General features: G+C 67.5%; 14 protein-coding genes. 11 read left to right on the top strand and 3 right to left on the bottom strand.

Annotated elements, in window-relative coordinates; genetic code table 11:
* Nucleotides 1–21: 21 nt before the first annotated feature.
* The 8 genes from ACTJI2_RS02510 to ACTJI2_RS02475 all read left to right on the top strand — a co-directional run bounded on the left by ACTJI2_RS02510 (nucleotide 22) and on the right by ACTJI2_RS02475 (nucleotide 8,680).
* Nucleotides 22–711, top strand: a complete 690-nt coding sequence (locus ACTJI2_RS02510; RefSeq protein ID WP_440841218.1) for a Fe2+-dependent dioxygenase — start codon at nucleotides 22–24, stop codon at nucleotides 709–711.
* 149 nt (nucleotides 712–860) lie between these two features.
* Nucleotides 861–1,289 (top strand): hypothetical protein, encoded by a 429-nt coding sequence (locus ACTJI2_RS02505; RefSeq protein ID WP_192197390.1) that lies wholly within the window; start codon nucleotides 861–863, stop codon nucleotides 1,287–1,289.
* Between the two features lie 122 nt (nucleotides 1,290–1,411).
* Nucleotides 1,412–3,838 carry a TonB-dependent receptor domain-containing protein gene (locus tag ACTJI2_RS02500; RefSeq protein WP_440840979.1) on the top strand — a complete coding sequence of 809 codons (2,427 nt, stop codon included), beginning with the start codon at nucleotides 1,412–1,414 and terminating at the stop codon, nucleotides 3,836–3,838.
* 60 nt (nucleotides 3,839–3,898) lie between these two features.
* Entirely contained in the window at nucleotides 3,899–4,582 is a 684-nt protein-coding gene (locus tag ACTJI2_RS02495) for a PepSY-associated TM helix domain-containing protein (protein ID WP_440841217.1), read from the top strand.
* A 34-nt stretch (nucleotides 4,583–4,616) separates the two neighbouring features.
* Nucleotides 4,617–5,135: a DUF2271 domain-containing protein gene (locus tag ACTJI2_RS02490; RefSeq protein WP_318289332.1), complete on the top strand. Its 519-nt coding sequence runs from the start codon at nucleotides 4,617–4,619 to the stop codon at nucleotides 5,133–5,135.
* A 65-nt stretch (nucleotides 5,136–5,200) separates the two neighbouring features.
* On the top strand, nucleotides 5,201–6,007 hold the full coding sequence (locus ACTJI2_RS02485; protein WP_183643690.1) for a DUF4198 domain-containing protein: 807 nt from the start codon (nucleotides 5,201–5,203) through the stop codon (nucleotides 6,005–6,007).
* 91 nt (nucleotides 6,008–6,098) lie between these two features.
* The gene (locus ACTJI2_RS02480; RefSeq protein WP_440840978.1) at nucleotides 6,099–7,052 is read left to right on the top strand and encodes an FAD:protein FMN transferase; all 954 of its coding nucleotides are present in this window, start codon (nucleotides 6,099–6,101) and stop codon (nucleotides 7,050–7,052) included.
* Entirely contained in the window at nucleotides 7,049–8,680 is a 1,632-nt protein-coding gene (locus ACTJI2_RS02475; RefSeq protein WP_440840977.1) for a sulfite reductase subunit alpha, read from the top strand. The genes ACTJI2_RS02480 and ACTJI2_RS02475 overlap by 4 nt, the downstream gene beginning before the upstream one ends.
* Here ACTJI2_RS02475 and ACTJI2_RS02470 read toward each other — a convergent pair.
* Both ACTJI2_RS02470 and ACTJI2_RS02465 read right to left on the bottom strand, forming a co-directional pair.
* On the bottom strand, nucleotides 8,674–9,279 hold the full coding sequence (locus tag ACTJI2_RS02470; protein WP_440840976.1) for a HutD/Ves family protein: 606 nt from the start codon (nucleotides 9,277–9,279) through the stop codon (nucleotides 8,674–8,676). The genes ACTJI2_RS02475 and ACTJI2_RS02470 overlap by 7 nt on opposite strands.
* Nucleotides 9,280–9,552: 273 nt before the next feature.
* Nucleotides 9,553–9,885, bottom strand: a complete 333-nt coding sequence (locus tag ACTJI2_RS02465; protein ID WP_141453741.1) for a ComEA family DNA-binding protein — start codon at nucleotides 9,883–9,885, stop codon at nucleotides 9,553–9,555.
* Nucleotides 9,886–10,128: 243 nt separating this feature from the next.
* Between ACTJI2_RS02465 and ACTJI2_RS02460 the strand changes: the two genes are divergently transcribed.
* From ACTJI2_RS02460 to ACTJI2_RS02450, 3 genes are all read left to right on the top strand, one after another.
* Entirely contained in the window at nucleotides 10,129–11,619 is a 1,491-nt protein-coding gene (locus ACTJI2_RS02460) for a M20 family metallopeptidase (protein ID WP_440840975.1), read from the top strand.
* Between the two features lie 155 nt (nucleotides 11,620–11,774).
* Entirely contained in the window at nucleotides 11,775–12,044 is a 270-nt protein-coding gene (locus ACTJI2_RS02455) for a GlsB/YeaQ/YmgE family stress response membrane protein (RefSeq protein WP_141453743.1), read from the top strand.
* A 154-nt stretch (nucleotides 12,045–12,198) separates the two neighbouring features.
* Complete coding sequence (locus tag ACTJI2_RS02450) at nucleotides 12,199–13,338, top strand: serine hydrolase domain-containing protein (RefSeq protein ID WP_440840974.1); 1,140 nt, start codon at nucleotides 12,199–12,201, stop codon at nucleotides 13,336–13,338.
* On the opposite strand, the gene ACTJI2_RS02445 is transcribed toward ACTJI2_RS02450, so the two are convergent.
* A complete protein-coding gene (locus tag ACTJI2_RS02445; protein ID WP_440840973.1) occupies nucleotides 13,322–14,935 on the bottom strand; it encodes a winged helix-turn-helix domain-containing protein in 1,614 nt (537 codons plus the stop codon). The two genes, ACTJI2_RS02450 and ACTJI2_RS02445, sit on opposite strands and share 17 nt — an antisense overlap.
* Nucleotides 14,936–15,106: the final 171 nt, after the last annotated feature.

Here is a 15,106-nt window from a genome sequence, read left to right as displayed (position 1 = left end):
TTTTCCTCCAAGGAGCAAGACATGCTGCTGCATATTCCCCAGGTGCTCGCCCCACAGGAGGTCATGGCGATGCGGCAGGCGCTGGACCAGGCCGACTGGACCGACGGCCGCGAGACCGTCGGCGTCCAAGGCGCGCAGGTCAAGCGCAACGAGCAGTTGCCGGACGCCTCGCCGCTGCGCGAACAACTGGGCAAGCGGATTCTGGCCGCGCTGGAACGCAATCCCCTGTACTTCGCCGCGGCGCTGCCGCTCCACGTCGTACCACCGCGTTTCAACCGCTATCAGGGCGGCGGTGAATACGGCTTCCACATCGACGGTTCGGTGATGCTCACCCGGACCCCGGGTGGCCGCAGCCAGGCGGTGCGCTCCGACGTGTCCTGCACGCTGTTCCTGTGCGAGCCCGGCGAATACGACGGCGGCGAGTTGATCGTCAGCGACACCTATGGCGAGCACGAAGTGAAGCTGCCCGCCGGCGACATGGTGCTGTATCCGTCCAGCAGCCTGCACAAGGTCCAGCCGGTGACGCGTGGCGCGCGCCTGGCCTCGTTCTTCTGGGTGCAGAGCATGGTGCGCGACGACGCCTGCCGGCGCCTGCTGTTCGAGATGGATACTTCGCTGGAGACGTTGCGGCAGACCGGCGCGGACAACGCCGCGGTGGTCCGGTTGACCGGCGTGTACCACAACCTGCTGCGGCGCTGGGCCGAAACATGAGCGGCAAGATGCCTCTCATTTGCATTTGATAATGGTTCTCATTAAAATCCCTGCGCTTGCCGTCCCCTTGGGGCGGCCATCCACGCAGGGGTAAGTTTCTGTTCCAGGCGATCCGCCAGGCTGTCCAATCCCGCCGGTCGCGCCGCGAGGTGCGTCCGCGTGCGGCGTGGCTGGCCGTGCTGGCCTCCGTATGCCTGTTGCTGTCCACCCTGCACTTCGGCGCCATGGCCGGGCAGCGTCCGCATGGTTTCGGCCACTGGGACAATCGCGCCAGTCCCGTCGGAATGCTTCAGCAGGCGCCGGAAGATGGAGCGCCCGATGCGGGGCGCCATGACGATCAGCCGGCCAAGAAGCGGCGCGTCACCCTGCAGCCGGTTTCCCAGCACGCCGAACCGGAACCGGTGGCGACGCCGAGGGAGCTCCTCCCCGTCCTGGCATTCTCCTTGTCCAGGCAACCGCCTTCCGGCGGCGCATGCCTGCGCACTTCCAGTCGCGTGCCGAGCAAGCCGGCGCCGCCATGCCAGCGCCATCGCGGCCAGGCGCCTCCCGTGCTGGCTTCGCTGCTCCAGATCGCCTGACCGGCTGACGCGCCAGACGCGTCATATCCGCCGTCACGTCTGCGGTCCGCACCGCGCCTTCTCCCAATCAGTCCCTTCCTTCTCCTTCGCGGGAGAGGGAACCACATGCCTGTCCGACGACCATGACCCAGCCCCGCTTCCCGCTTTCCCCCCGCCGCAACCGGCTCGCCGCCTGCCTGCTGCTTTCCCTTTCCGCGCCCGTTGTCGCCCAGCAGATGCCCGACGGTTCCGACCGGCCCAACACCCTCGACACCGTCGTCGTCACCGCGGCCGGCTTCGAGCAGAAGATCGTCGACGCGCCGGCCAGCATCAGCGTGGTCACCCGCGAGGATCTCAGCCAGCGTCCCTATACCAGCCTGATCGACGCACTGCGCGATGTGGAAGGCATCGATGTGGGCATGGAAACCACCGACAAGAATGGCGCGGCCACCGTCAGCATGCGCGGCATGCCCTCCGAGTACACCCTGGTGCTGATCGACGGTCGTCGCCAGAGCAACGTCGGCCAGCTCTACCCGAACAATTTTGGCGGCGGCCAGTTTGCATACGTGCCGCCGCTGGACGCGATCGAACGCATCGAAGTGGTGCGCGGCCCGATGTCCACGCTGTACGGCTCCGACGCGATGGGCGGCGTGATCAACATCATCACCCGCCGCAACAGGGACGAATGGGGTGGCTCGATCACCCAGGGCTTCACGATCCAGCAGGAAGATCAGTTCGGCGACGCACGCACCACCGATCTCTACCTCAGTGGTCCGCTGGTCAAGGACCGGCTGGGCATGGCGGTGCGCGGCAGCTGGTACGACACCGACGAGTCGAACCCGGAGTGGCCGGCGCTGCCGCTGCCGGACGGTTCGATGTGGGAACGCACGCTGGGCTTCGGCGGCGGCGGCAAGGCGGTCGCGAACACCCGCTGGAACGCCGGCGTGCGCCTGGACTTCAGCCTCGACGAGCACAATGATTTCTGGCTGGACTACGACATCTCGCGGCAGAAGTACGACAACCGCAAGGGCCAGACCGGCACCCTGGACAGCCTGGAAAGCCTGTGGCGCAGCGGCAACGCCACCCTTCCCAATCCCGATGGTCCGGGCACGGTCAGCCGTCGCGTCGTGCAGCCGCGTGTCGGCTATACCGCATGGCAGCGCTACGAGCGCGATCAGCTGTCACTGACCCACCAGGGCCGCTATGACTTCGGCACCTGGCAGACCAGCTTGACCCACGCCACGAGCAACAACCTCGGCCGCTCGCTGCCGCTGACGCTGGAAGAACGCGCCAACCTGCAGACGCTGTGGAACGATGTCTGCGCACGTCGCGGCCAGGCCGCCCGCTGCAACATGGCCAACGGCAACCTGGGCGTGCTCAACGACGCCGAGCGCGCGCGCCTGTCCGCGTTCCTGCCGCGCCCGCTGCGCACGATGGAGCTGGAAGGCTACGTGCTGGACACGATGCTCGACATGACCTTCGGCGCCCACAAGCTGACCGTCGGTGGCCAGTACAACGACACCGACATGACCGACGGCGTGTTCGGCATGGACGGCGGCGGTTATCGCGACGGCGTGAAGCAGAAGCACCGGATGTGGTCGGTGTTCGCCGAGGACAACTGGTCGTTCACCGACACCCTGACCGCCACGCTGGGCGTACGCTACGACGATCACAACGTGTTCGGCAGCCATGTCAGTCCGCGCGCCTACCTGGTCTGGAACGCCAGCGACGCCTGGACGGTCAAGGGCGGCGTCAGTACCGGCTACAAGACGCCGCGCCCGGATCAACTGTTCCCGGGCGTGACCGGCTTCGGCGGCCAGGGCGTGCTGCCGCTGGTCGGTTCGCCGAACCTGAAGCCCGAGACCAGCACCAACTACGAGCTGGCCGCCTACTACGAGGGCGACCGCTTCGGCTTCAACATCACCGGCTTCTTCAACAAGTTCGAAGACAAGATCGCCAGCGGCGGCACCTTCCCGAACTGCGAGGTCGCGCCCGCCGGCAGCGGCTACTGCGTGGATGTCGGTCCCGGCTGGGCCGAACTGGGCTACAGCACCTTCAGCCAGAGCGTGAACATCGACGAGGCCGAGACCCGCGGCGTCGAACTGGCCGCGCACGTGGACCTGCGGGACAACCTGGAGCTGCGCGGCAACTACACCTACACCAAGTCCGAGCAGACCAGCGGCGCGGCCAAGGGCATGCCCATCGCCGGCAACCCGGCCAGGCACATGGCCAACGCCAGCCTGAACTGGCGGATCAGCGACGCCCTCAGCCTGTCGCTGGTCGGCGAGGGTCGCTACGACCGCTACCGCGACACCGTGGTCACCTCGGTCAACGGCGCGACCGTCTCCAACGTTCGCTATTACGAGGACTACACCGTGTTCCACCTGGGTGGCAGCTGGAAGGCCACCGACGCGCTGACCATCAATGCCCGGGTCAACAACGTGTTCGACAAGGATTTCGTGTCCCAATCCTGCCTGCTGATCAGCGACAGCGAGTACAGCTGCGTGGACGACTACGCAGTGAAGGAACAGCGCCGCAGTTTCTGGGTGTCGCTGAACCTGCGCTTCTGACGCGGTATCCGGCCGGTCCGCCCATCGGCGGGCCGGCCACCTCAATTGAGAGGCATTCTCATTTGTGGTCTAATTCTCCTTCCTTCGACCCGTCCCGCCCGCTTGAGCCCAGCGCCCGCACAATCCGTCACCAGCCAGCAGCAGCGCCGGGGTTACTGGCTGCGCACGCTGCACCAATGGCATTGGATCAGTTCGGCGATCTGCCTCATCGGCATGCTGCTGTTCGCGGCTACCGGCATCACCCTCAATCACGCCTCGAAAATCGAGGCCAAGCCCGAGGTGGTCAACCGGCAGGCGCAGTTGCCGCCCGCGCTGCTGGCCAAGCTGGGAAGCCGCCAGGAAGGCAATGCGCCGCTGCCCGCTCCGGTCGCCACCTGGCTGGGCGACGAGTTCTCCGTCGGCATCGGCCGCCGCCAGGCCGAGTGGTCGGACGTGGAAATCTATCTTTCGATGCCGCGCCCGGGCGCGGACGCCTGGCTGAGCATCGATCGCGAAACCGGCTCGGTGGAATACGAAAGCACCGACCGCGGCTGGGTGTCCTACTTCAACGACCTGCACAAGGGCCGCAACGCCGGCGCGGCGTGGGGATGGTTCCTGGACATCTTCGCGATCGCCTGCCTGGTGTTCTGCATCACTGGCCTGTTCCTGCTGCAACTGCACGCGCGCCAGCGCCGCCTGACCTGGCCGATGGTCGGCCTGGGCCTGGTGGTGCCGCTGCTGCTGGCCCTGATCTTCATCCACTGATCCTTCGACGAGCCCGCCCATGACCAAGACCACCGTGTCCCTGACCCTGACGTTCGCATTGAGCGGGTTGCTGACCGTTCCGGCGTATGCCGGCGAACTGAACATCAACGTCGAAGTGCCCCAGCTCAACGTCGCCGAGTACCACCGGCCCTACGTCGCGATCTGGCTGGAGGGCGCCGACCAGAAAGTCGCCGCCAACCTGTCGGTCTGGTACCAGCAGCGCGATACCGCCGAAGGCCACGGCACCAAGTGGCTGCCGGACATGCGGCAGTGGTGGCGCAAGTCCGGCCGCACCCTGAAGGTGCCGGTGGACGGCGTCACCGGCCCGACCCGCCCGGTCGGCAAGCACGCGCTGAAGTTCACCGACAAGCAGCCGCAACTCGCGCAGCTGGCACCGGGCCAGTACACGCTGGTGGTGGAAGCCGCGCGCGAAGTCGGCGGCCGCGAACTGCTGAAGATTCCCTTCACCTGGCCGGCCAAGGGCGCCGCGCAGACCGGCAAGGCCCAGGGCAGCAGCGAACTGGGCGCCGTCACCCTGACCGTCAAGCCGTAATCAATCCGGAGCGGATGCCGATGCATCCGTCCCTTCCCATACCCGACGAAAAGCTGGAGAAACCGATGAAGCGTTCCCTGACCCTCGCCATCGCGCTGGCGTCCGCACTGCCGCTGAGCGCGTTCGCGCACAAGGCCTGGCTGCAGCCGTCGCAGACGGTGATCGCCGGCCAGAATCCGTGGATCACCGTGGACGCCGCGGTGTCCAACGACCTGTTCTACTTCAACCACGTGCCGCTGCGCACCGAGGGCCTGGCGATCACCGCGCCGGATGGCAGCAAGGTCGATGCGCAGAACCTGGCCACCGGCAAGTACCGCACCGTGTTCGACGTCGAGCTCAAGCAACAGGGCACCTACCGCATCGCGGTGGTCAACAGCGGCCTGTTCGGCACCTGGGAAGAAAACGGCAAGCCCAAGCGCTGGCGCGGCACTCCCGCCACCTTCGCCACCGAAGTGCCGAAGGACGCCAAGAACCTGCAGGTTTCGCAGTCGGTCGGCCGCATCGAGACCTTCGTGACCAACGGCTCGCCCAACGACACCGCGCTCAAGACCAGCGGCGAGGGCCTGGAACTGGTGCCGGTCACCCATCCGAACGATCTGTTCGCCGGCGAGCCGGCCAAGTTCCGCATGCTCAAGGACGGCAAGCCGGCCTCGGGCCTGGAGTTCGAGATCACCCGCGGCGGCACCCGCTATCGCAACGCGCAGGACGAGATCAAGGTCACCACCGATGCCAACGGCGAGTTCAGCGTGACCTGGCCGGAAGCCGGCATGTACTGGCTGGAAACCACCGCGCAGGACGACAAGACCTCGTTGCCGCAGGCCAAGCAGCGCCGCCTCAGCTACGTGGCCACGCTCGAAGTCCTGCCGCAGTAATCACCAAGACCGGCGCGTCCCCCGGGACGCGCCGCGGGTCATGAGTTCCTCTTTTCCCTCCGTGTCTCCCCCGTCCTTCCCCGCTCCGGACATGGCGCTGCACGCGCTGCATGGCGAAACCATGGGCACGAACTGGTCGGTCCGGCTGGTCGCGTCGCCACGCGAGGATCTGCATGCGCTGCACGCGCTGATCCAGGCCGAACTGGATCGCGTGGTGGCGCAGATGAGTACCTGGGAAACGGAATCGGACATCAGCCGTTTCAACCGTGCCCAGGCCGGGCATTGGCAGGTGCTTCCGGACGCGTTCTTCACCGTGCTGCGATGCGCGCTGGATATCGCCGAGGCCAGTGAAGGCGCCTTCGATCCCACGGTCGGGCCGCTGGTAGGACTGTGGGGGTTCGGCGCCCATGCGCAATCCCGCACGGTTCCCGATGATGACCGCCGCGATTCGACCCGGCAACAGGTTGGCTGGCGGCGATTGGTGCTGGACACCGACCACCGGCGCCTGCTGCAGCCCGGTGGCGTGCAACTGGATCTGTCGGCCATCGCCAAGGGCCATGCGGTCGATGCGGTGGCGAAAGCCCTGCGCGCGCGCGGTCTCGCCGCCGCCCTGGTCGAAGTCGGCGGCGAACTCTTCGGTTATGGCCGCAAGCCGGATGGCGAGCACTGGCGAGTGCTGATCGAATCCTCGCCGGACGAGGAGGAAGCCGCCGGCCTGGAGCCGCGCATCGCGATCATCGACGAACGGGCGGTCGCCACCTCGGGCGATCGCTGGCACTGGTTCGAACAGGCCGGCGAACGTTACACGCATACCCTCGACCCGCGCACCGGCAAGCCGGTGTCCAGCGCGCGCGCGGCGGTCACCGTGCTGGCACCCACCGCGATGGAAGCCGATGGCTGGGCCACCGCATTGACCGTGCTTGGCGCCGACGCGGGAATGGCGCTGGCCGAACGGCGCGGGATCGCGGCGCGCTTCATCGTCCGCGAGGGCGACACACTGGCGGAACGGGCCAGCAGCCGGTTCGCCTCGCATCTGGCCGCATGAGCGCACAGTCCTCTCCCTCCCCGGTTTCCTTCGCCTGGCTGGGCAATGCCGCGGTCCTGCTTGCCCTGCTCGCCATCGTGGCGGCGATGGCGCTGCTGCAGGGCGAAACCTGGTGGCCGGCGTCGCCGCGCAGCGGCCGCTGGTTCGGCGCGGGCGCGGCGCTGCTGGCCTACGTCGGCGCATGGGCATGGCTGGCCGCGCGGCACCGTCGCCAGGATCGCGGCGCCGCCGTGGATACCTCGCAGGACGCGTTGCGGGTGGTATACGCCAGCCAGACCGGTTTCGCGCACATGCTGGCCGCGCGCACGGCCGACAGCCTGATCGCCGCCGGGGTCGCCGCGCGCGCGCAGGCCATCGATACGCTGCAGGCCGGCGATCTCGCGCAGGGGCGGATCCTGTTCGTGGTCAGTACCACCGGCGAAGGCGATCCGCCCGATCACGCGCTGGGCTTCGTCCGCCGGATCATGTCGCAGGCGCTTTCCCTGCACGGCCTGCGCTATGCCGTGCTGGCGCTGGGCGATCGCGAATACGCGCAGTTCTGCGCCTTCGGTCATCAACTCGATGACTGGTTGCGCCAGCACGGCGCGCAACCGCTGTTTGACCGCGTGGACGTCGACAATGCCGACGAAAGCGCCCTGCGTCATTGGCAGCATCACCTGGGTCAATTGGGCGGTGTGGCCGAACTGCCGGATTGGGATCGGCCGCGCTACGAGGACTGGATTCTCGCCGATCGGCGCGTGCTGAATCCCGGCAGCCAAGGCGAAGCGGCGTTCCACATTGCCCTGCGCCCGGCCACCGGCGCGTTGCCGGCATGGCAGGCCGGCGACATCGCCGAAATCGGTCCGCGCAATCCGCTGCCGGCCGTGGGCGCCTTCGTCCAGGCGGTGGGCTGGGATCCGCAACGCCCAGTCGAATGGCAGGGGACGCGCCAACCGCTTGCCGACGTCCTGGCCCAGGTCCATCTGCCGGATCCGGAAACACTGCGCGGCCGTGCGCCCGAAACCGCGATTGCGGAACTCACCGCGCTGCCGCATCGCGAATACTCCATCGCCTCGATTCCCGCCGATGGCAGCCTGCAATTGCTGGTCCGGCGCATGCGCCGTCCGGATGGACGACCCGGGCTGGGCAGCGGCTGGCTGTGCGATCACGCGGTCCTCGGCGGAACGATTGCCCTGCGCATCCGCGAGAACGCCAATTTCCATCCGCCGGGCAACGATCACCCAATGCTCCTGATTGGCAACGGTACCGGCATCGCCGGCCTGCGCGCGCACCTGAAGGCTCGGGTGGCGGCAAAGGCGCAACGCAACTGGCTGGTGTTCGGCGAACGCCAGGCGGCGCACGATTTCTTCCATCGCGACGAGATCCTGGACTGGCAGGCGCGAGGCGCGCTGGAACGCCTGGATTTGGCGTTCTCGCGGGATCAGCCCGAGCGACGCTACGTCCAGCACGCCCTGCGCGAGGCCGCCGACGATCTGCGGCACTGGGTGGACGATGGAGCGGTCATCTATGTCTGCGGCAGCCTGGAGGGCATGGCCCCGGGCGTGGACGCCGCCCTGAACGATGCGCTCGGCGCGGAGCGGTTGGAGGAACTCCGCCTAACCGGCCGCTATCGCCGCGACGTCTACTGATCCGTCAAGGCGCTCCGCTTCACCGGCGACACGCGCGCGGCCAGCAGCTCTCCCCCGCCCTGCAGGGCGAAACGGCGGCGTTCCGGACCTGCGGGCAGTAGCGCGGTGTCTCCGGCAAACAGCGGCGGCAAGCCACTCGCCGCCTCGAATTCCGCCTGCCCGGCCAACAGGTGGATGGCCCAGGTGGTATCGGCATCCACGAAGAACAGCATCGAGCCGACCAGCGGACGGTGCAGCAGTTCGGCATCCACGACATCCCGCTTCCACATCAGGTTGAAATCGTGGGTGGATCCGTCCCGCAGGTAGCCGGTCACCTCGCGTTCCCCGGCGAAGCGAATCCGGCCGTGCGGCGGTTCCAGTTCGACCTGTTCGCCTTCCGCGAACGCCAGCCGCAGCCCATTTCCCTGCAGAAGGATCAGCTCGCGATCGATGCCGGGAAACGACGAGAACGCGGCATCCTGTTCGATTTCCGCAATCGACAGCCGCCACGTCCAATCGTCGCTGTCGGGCATGCGCAGGATTTCCCGCGTCCAGCCCTGGCCGTTCTTCCAGCGGGTCCTGCGGTACTCATTGGCGGGAATGACGCGCGCTTCGGACACGATGGTTGCTTCGCTGTAGGCCGGAACCGGATTCTAACGCCCCAAAAAGCATCGCCCGGACATGCTCCCTGCATGTCCGGGCGATGGATACATCCCTGTCGGCTCCTGCCGATCACAGGCGTCCTGCCTGCTCCTGTTCCCGTGCGTCCTGCACGCCGATACGAAATGGGTACATCCCTGTCGGCATCCGTGCCTGTCCCCTGGCATCCTGCCCCGTCAGCCGGGTCGATCTGCATCCTGCAGAAACCACGGCATGGGTTTTTCGTGCTGCCGTCAGCGCCGGGTGACCGGTGCCGGGCGGGCAGCCGTCGCCGGCTTGTTCGCCGGCTCGGCGGAGGAACGCAATTCGATCCGTTCGCGATTCCGTTCCACCGTCTTCAAACCGATGCCCTTGACCATCGCAAGCTCCTCGGGACTCTTGAACGGGCCGTTGGTCTTGCGGTACTCGATGATGGCTTCCGCCTTCGCCTGGCCGATCCCGATCAGGACCGTCTGCAGCGTGGCCGCATCCGCGGTGTTGATGTTCACCTTGTCGGCGGCGTGGGCGCTCAGGGCCAGGACCAGCGACAGGGCAACCGACTTCAACACGGTGCTCAGCGATTTCATGGGCAACTCTCCTTGTGGCAAATGGGTGATTCCTTTCGTACAGAGGTTTTGTCCCCTGTGGCTCCTGCCGGCGTCGAATCGCTTCGTTGGCCGGCGGAAACAGTCTCATCCGCCACTGCTGCAAAACATATCGCCCGCCACCGTCAAAAGCTGCCGGGAAACCCCGCAGCGTCATGTAGGAAAATTCCTACCCCATGGGGAGGCGTAGAATGGGCGTCTGATTCCGTACCGATTGGAGACTCCATGGATACCGCCAAGGTCGACCGCTACGTCGCCGAGAAATGGGACGACGACATCGTTCCGCAGCTGGTCGAATACATCCGCATCCCGAACAAGTCGCCGATGTTCGACAGGGACTGGGTGGCCAACGGATACATGGATGCGGCGGTGCGCCTGATGGAAGACTGGGCGCGCGCCCAGGCCATTCCCGGGATGCAGGTGGACGTGGTCCGGCTGGAAGGCCGTACCCCGCTGATTTTCATCGAGATTCCCGCCAGCGGCCCGGACACCGGCGCCGATACCGTGCTGCTGTACGGACACTTGGACAAGCAGCCGGAAATGACCGGCTGGGATGCCGACCTGGGTCCGTGGACACCGGTGCTGAAGGGAGATCGCCTGTACGGCCGCGGCGGCGCCGACGACGGCTACGCCATCTTCGGTTCGCTGGCCGCCCTCCAGGCCCTGCAGGCCCAGGGCGTGCCGCATGCGCGCTGCGTGGTGCTGATCGAAGCCTGCGAGGAATCCGGCAGCTACGACCTGCCGGCCTACGTCGATCACCTGGCCGATCGCATCGGCAAGCCATCGCTGGTGGTGTGCCTGGATTCGGGTTGCGGCAACTACGAGCAGTTGTGGTGCACGACCTCGCTGCGCGGCCTGGCCGGCGGCAACTTCACGGTCAAGGTGCTGGAGGAAGGCGTGCATTCGGGCGACGCGTCCGGCGTGGTGCCGTCCAGCTTCCGCCTGCTGCGCCAGTTGCTGTCGCGGCTGGAGGACGAGAATACCGGCCGGATCCTGCCGGAGGGCCTGCAGGTCGAGATTCCGGGCGATCGCCTGGCCCAGGCGAAGGAAGCCGCGCGGGTACTGGACACGGCGGTGTTCGATAAATTCCCGTTCCTGCCCGGGATGACCCCGATGGCGGAGGACCTGACCGAACTGGTGCTCAACCGCACCTGGCGCCCGGCGCTGTCGGTGACCGGCGTGGACGGCATGCCGCCGCTGTCGTCGGCCGGCAACGTGCTGCGTCCGCACACCTCGGTCAAGCTGTCGCTGCGCCTGCCACCGACCCTGGACGGCAAGCGTGCCGGTGAACTGCTCAAGGAACTGCTGCTCAAGGATCCGCCCAACGGCGCCCAGGTCAGCCTGGATCTGGAGAAGGCCAGCACCGGCTGGAACGCCCCGGCGATGTCGCCGTGGCTGGAGAAGGCCATCGACGCGTCCAGCCGCGAGTTCTTCGGCGCCCCGGCCATGTACATGGGCGAAGGCGGCACCATCCCGTTCATGGGCATGCTGGGCGAGAAGTTCCCGGGTGCGCAGTTCATGATCACCGGCGTGCTGGGTCCGCATTCCAACGCCCATGGCCCCAACGAGTTCCTGCACATCCCGATGGGCAAGAAGGTCACCGCGTGCGTGGCCCGGGTCATCGCCGAGCATCACGCGGCCAGCGTGCGCGGCGAGACCACCGGCGTGGCGGCCGTCGCCGGCGGCGACCAACACGGCGATCACGGCTGCTGCTGACCGTCGGCCCACGCGGGTACGGGAAAAGAGCCGGGTCGTCCCGGCTCTTTTCGTTTTCGCCCGTATCGACCGCGACCGGGCGGGACGGATGTGCGCCGGGCATGGCTTGGGTTACCCTGCGGAGACCCCCCACTTTTTCCGACCGGAGTGTTCAGATGGAACAGATCTTTGGTGGCGGCATCCTGTGGACCCTGCTCATCGGCTTCCTGGCCGGCCTGTTGGCCCGGGCCATCAAGCCCGGCGACGACAAGCTCAACCTCATCTGGACGATCGTGCTGGGCGTGGCCGGGGCACTGCTCGCCCGTTTCGTCGGCGGCGCACTGGGATGGTACGGACCGGAGGAACCTGCCGGCTTCATCGCCTCCGTGGTCGGCGCGATCATCCTGCTCTTCATCTACGGCCTGGCGAAGAAGAAAAGGGCCTGAGTCCTGCCGGACGACATTCCCAAGCCCCGCTCCGGCGGGGCTTCTTCTTGGGAAATGGCGTGGAACCCGCCGGCTTCACAATTCTTCATTCGGGTTTCAGGCGCTTCATCCGCGGACACCGTGCAATCCGGCTCCCAACCCAAGGAGCCGCACCATGTCACCGTCCCTGTTCCGCCTGATCCTGTTGTCCTGCCTGGCCTTCGCCACGCCGGCGCCCATCTGGGCCGCTCCGGCCACTCCCACTTACCGTGCCCCCGCGTCGGCAGGCGACGGCTGGGCGGTGGCCGACGCCGGCCGGCAGGGCTGGAAGCTGGAGCGCTTCGGCGCGCTCGAAGCCGCCATCGCCCGCGGCGATTTTCCGGGTGTCACCAGCGTGCTCGTCGCGCAGGACGGGCACCTGCTCTATGAGCGCTACTTCAACGGCGGCGGTCCCGACGTGCTCAACGACACCCGCTCGGCGACCAAGAGCGTGACCGCGCTGCTGGTCGGCGCGGCCATCGATCGCGGCCTGATTCCGGATGCGCGGGCGCGCGTGCATGACTACTTCCGCGACCAGGCGCCCTGGCAGCACGATGGCCCGCGCAAGCAGGCGATCACCGTGGAAGACCTGCTGACGATGAGTTCGGCCTGGGACTGCGACGACGAAAACCTGTTTTCCTCCGGCAACGAGGAACGCATGTACGTCAGCGAGAACTGGACCCGATTCGCCCTGGACCTGCCGCTGCGCGGCTACGCGCCGTGGGTGAAGCGGCCTGAGGACAGTCCGCACGGGCGCACGTTCTCCTACTGCACGGCCGGCAGTTTCCTGCTCGGCGCGGTGCTGGAGCGCGCCACCGGAAAGCCGCTGGCCGCGTTCGCCGCGGAAGCCCTCGAGCGTCCGCTGGGCATCAGCCAGGTGCAATGGAACCGTTCCAGCGAGGGCGTGGGCATGGGCGGCGGCGGCACCCGCTACCGTAGCCGCGATCTGGCCAAGCTCGGCCAACTGGTGGCCGCCGGCGGTGTCTGGAACGGCAAGCGGGTCATCTCCGCCGACTGGATCCGGCAGGCCCTGACCGTGCATGCGCAGGCCCGCGAGGACGCCGACTACGGCTACCAGTTCTGGCGCTTCCGCTTCACCCGCGACGGGCGGGAACAGCCGGCCTGGACGATGTCGGGCAATGGCGGCAACTACGTGTTCATCGTTCCCGAGAAGAAACTGGTGGCGGTGATCACCCGCACCTCGTTCAACCAGCGCGACGTGCACCCGCAGTCGCAGCGGATGTTCGGCGACTACGTGCTTACGGCGATGCCGTGAGCCGGGCCAGCAACGCCGGCGGCACCTTGGCGCGTTCGGCGGCGTTGTGCCGGTGGATGGCATCGATGCCACGGGCAAAGGCGGGTTCGTTCGCCATCGGCTTGAACAGGGGCGATACCTGCAGGTAGTCGGCGTCGCTGTAACCCGCGTCTATCGCGCGTTGCAGCGCACGCAGCGCGGCGGCGCGGTCGCCACCGGCATCGCGCAGCAGCGCCACCTCCAGCCAGTCGGAGGGGTAACCAGCGCCGGCGTCCAGTTCCGCGGCCAGGGTTTCCGCCCGCGCACGCGCCCAGGCGGCATCGACGCGACCGGCGTCGATGCGCGCCAGCGTGGTCGGCAGGCTGGACTGCGGCCGCAGCGCCACCGCTTCCCGGTAGGCGCTGGTGGCGGTGGCGGCATCGCCTTGCAGGCGCGCGAGTTCGGCGGCCAGCAGATGCAGGTCGGCGTGCGCGGTGCCCCGCTTCTGCGCCACATCCAATGCCGCCTGCGCCTCGCTCAGGCGGCCATGCCGGAACAGGTAGCGCGGCCAGGCGAGGTTGGAGAACACATTGTCCGGGTACAGCTCGAAACTTTGCCGGTACCGCGTCTCGGCCGCCTGCGGATAGCCCAGCAGGTCCAGGTTGTTGGCGATCTGCAGTTGCAGGAAACGCACCCGCGCCGGATCTCCGCGCAGCGAGGTGTTGGCGATCAACGCGTCGGCCAGGCGTCCCTTGCGATCGTAAAGATACGCGGCCGACGCACGGCTGCCATCGGCGGCCGGATCCAGCGCGACGGCGCGCTCGTAACCGGTCAGCGCTTCGTCGATGCGGCCGCGGCAGTCATGCGAATAGCCGAGCGCGGCGTAGGCCGCCGCCTGGTCCGGATGCGCATGGATGACCCGTTCGGCCAGCTGCTGCGCGCGCGCGGCCCATTCGGGCGGGAAATTGAACAGGCACACCCGCGCGCCGTAGCTCCGGCTGAGGCCGACCAGCGCGCGGACATTGTCCGGCTGTTCCTGCAAGGCGCGCTCGTACAGTTCGATGGCGCGCTCGTTGTTGTCGCGCTGGCCGATGCCGGCGTAGTAGTCGGCGCGCTCGATCAGGCTGGCGGTACCCGATGCGCCGGAGGGGACGGAGGACGCCGTCGCATTGGTTTTTTTCTTCTCGGCGTCACCGGACGTCCAGGCGATCGCCAGGCCCACGGCAACCGCCGTCACGATCACTACCGCCACCGCCGCCCACGGCCACCGCCGGGACGCGGCGAACGATGCCTTCGGGACAGGCGCGACGTCATCGTCCAGCGGCTGCGGCCGCGCGCACAGTTGATAACCCTGTCCGCGCACCGAGCGCAGGTAGCGCGGCTGTCGTCCATCGTCGCCCAGTGCCTGCCGCAGCAGCTTCACCCGCTGGGTCACGGTTTCCTCGTTGACGACGGCCGGTGCCCAGACCCGCTCGATCAGCTCGTCGAAACCCACCACCCGATCGCCCTGGAGCACCAGGTAACGCAGCAGCTGGAAACTGAGTCCGGCAACATTGAGCACCTCGCCGGCGCGCTCGACGCGCTGGCGCTCCAGGTCGATCGCCAGATCCTCCAGGCGGAAGCGCGTGGGGTCGCCCACGGGATTACTCGCTGCGCCCGTAGATGTCCGAATAGCGGACGATGTCGTCCTCGCCCGGGTACCACAGGCGCGCGCCGGAACCGCTGGACAACACGGGTTGGAGTGCGGCCATGGGTCTCTCGCACGAAATGAGGACGGCAGTTTACCCTTTAGTCCGCAACCACCCCTGTC

The organism is Pseudoxanthomonas sp. 22568, from assembly GCF_052044485.1.
GTDB lineage: Bacteria > Pseudomonadota > Gammaproteobacteria > Xanthomonadales > Xanthomonadaceae > Pseudoxanthomonas_A > Pseudoxanthomonas_A beigongshangi.
This window is presented reverse-complemented; position numbering and strand designations above follow the sequence as displayed.

Bases quoted from the DNA above. Each gene is read 5' to 3' on its own strand.
- ACTJI2_RS02500 (WP_440840979.1), top strand. From the start codon at position 1,412: ATGACCCAGCCCCGCTTCCCGCTTTCCCCCCGCCGCAACCGGCTCGCC.
- ACTJI2_RS02475 (WP_440840977.1), top strand. From the start codon at position 7,049: ATGAGCGCACAGTCCTCTCCCTCCCCGGTTTCCTTCGCCTGGCTGGGC.
- ACTJI2_RS02485 (WP_183643690.1), top strand. From the start codon at position 5,201: ATGAAGCGTTCCCTGACCCTCGCCATCGCGCTGGCGTCCGCACTGCCG.
- ACTJI2_RS02460 (WP_440840975.1), top strand. From the start codon at position 10,129: ATGGATACCGCCAAGGTCGACCGCTACGTCGCCGAGAAATGGGACGAC.
- ACTJI2_RS02510 (WP_440841218.1), top strand. From the start codon at position 22: ATGCTGCTGCATATTCCCCAGGTGCTCGCCCCACAGGAGGTCATGGCG.
- ACTJI2_RS02480 (WP_440840978.1), top strand. From the start codon at position 6,099: ATGGCGCTGCACGCGCTGCATGGCGAAACCATGGGCACGAACTGGTCG.
- ACTJI2_RS02465 (WP_141453741.1), bottom strand. From the start codon at position 9,885: ATGAAATCGCTGAGCACCGTGTTGAAGTCGGTTGCCCTGTCGCTGGTC.
- ACTJI2_RS02450 (WP_440840974.1), top strand. From the start codon at position 12,199: ATGTCACCGTCCCTGTTCCGCCTGATCCTGTTGTCCTGCCTGGCCTTC.
- ACTJI2_RS02455 (WP_141453743.1), top strand. From the start codon at position 11,775: ATGGAACAGATCTTTGGTGGCGGCATCCTGTGGACCCTGCTCATCGGC.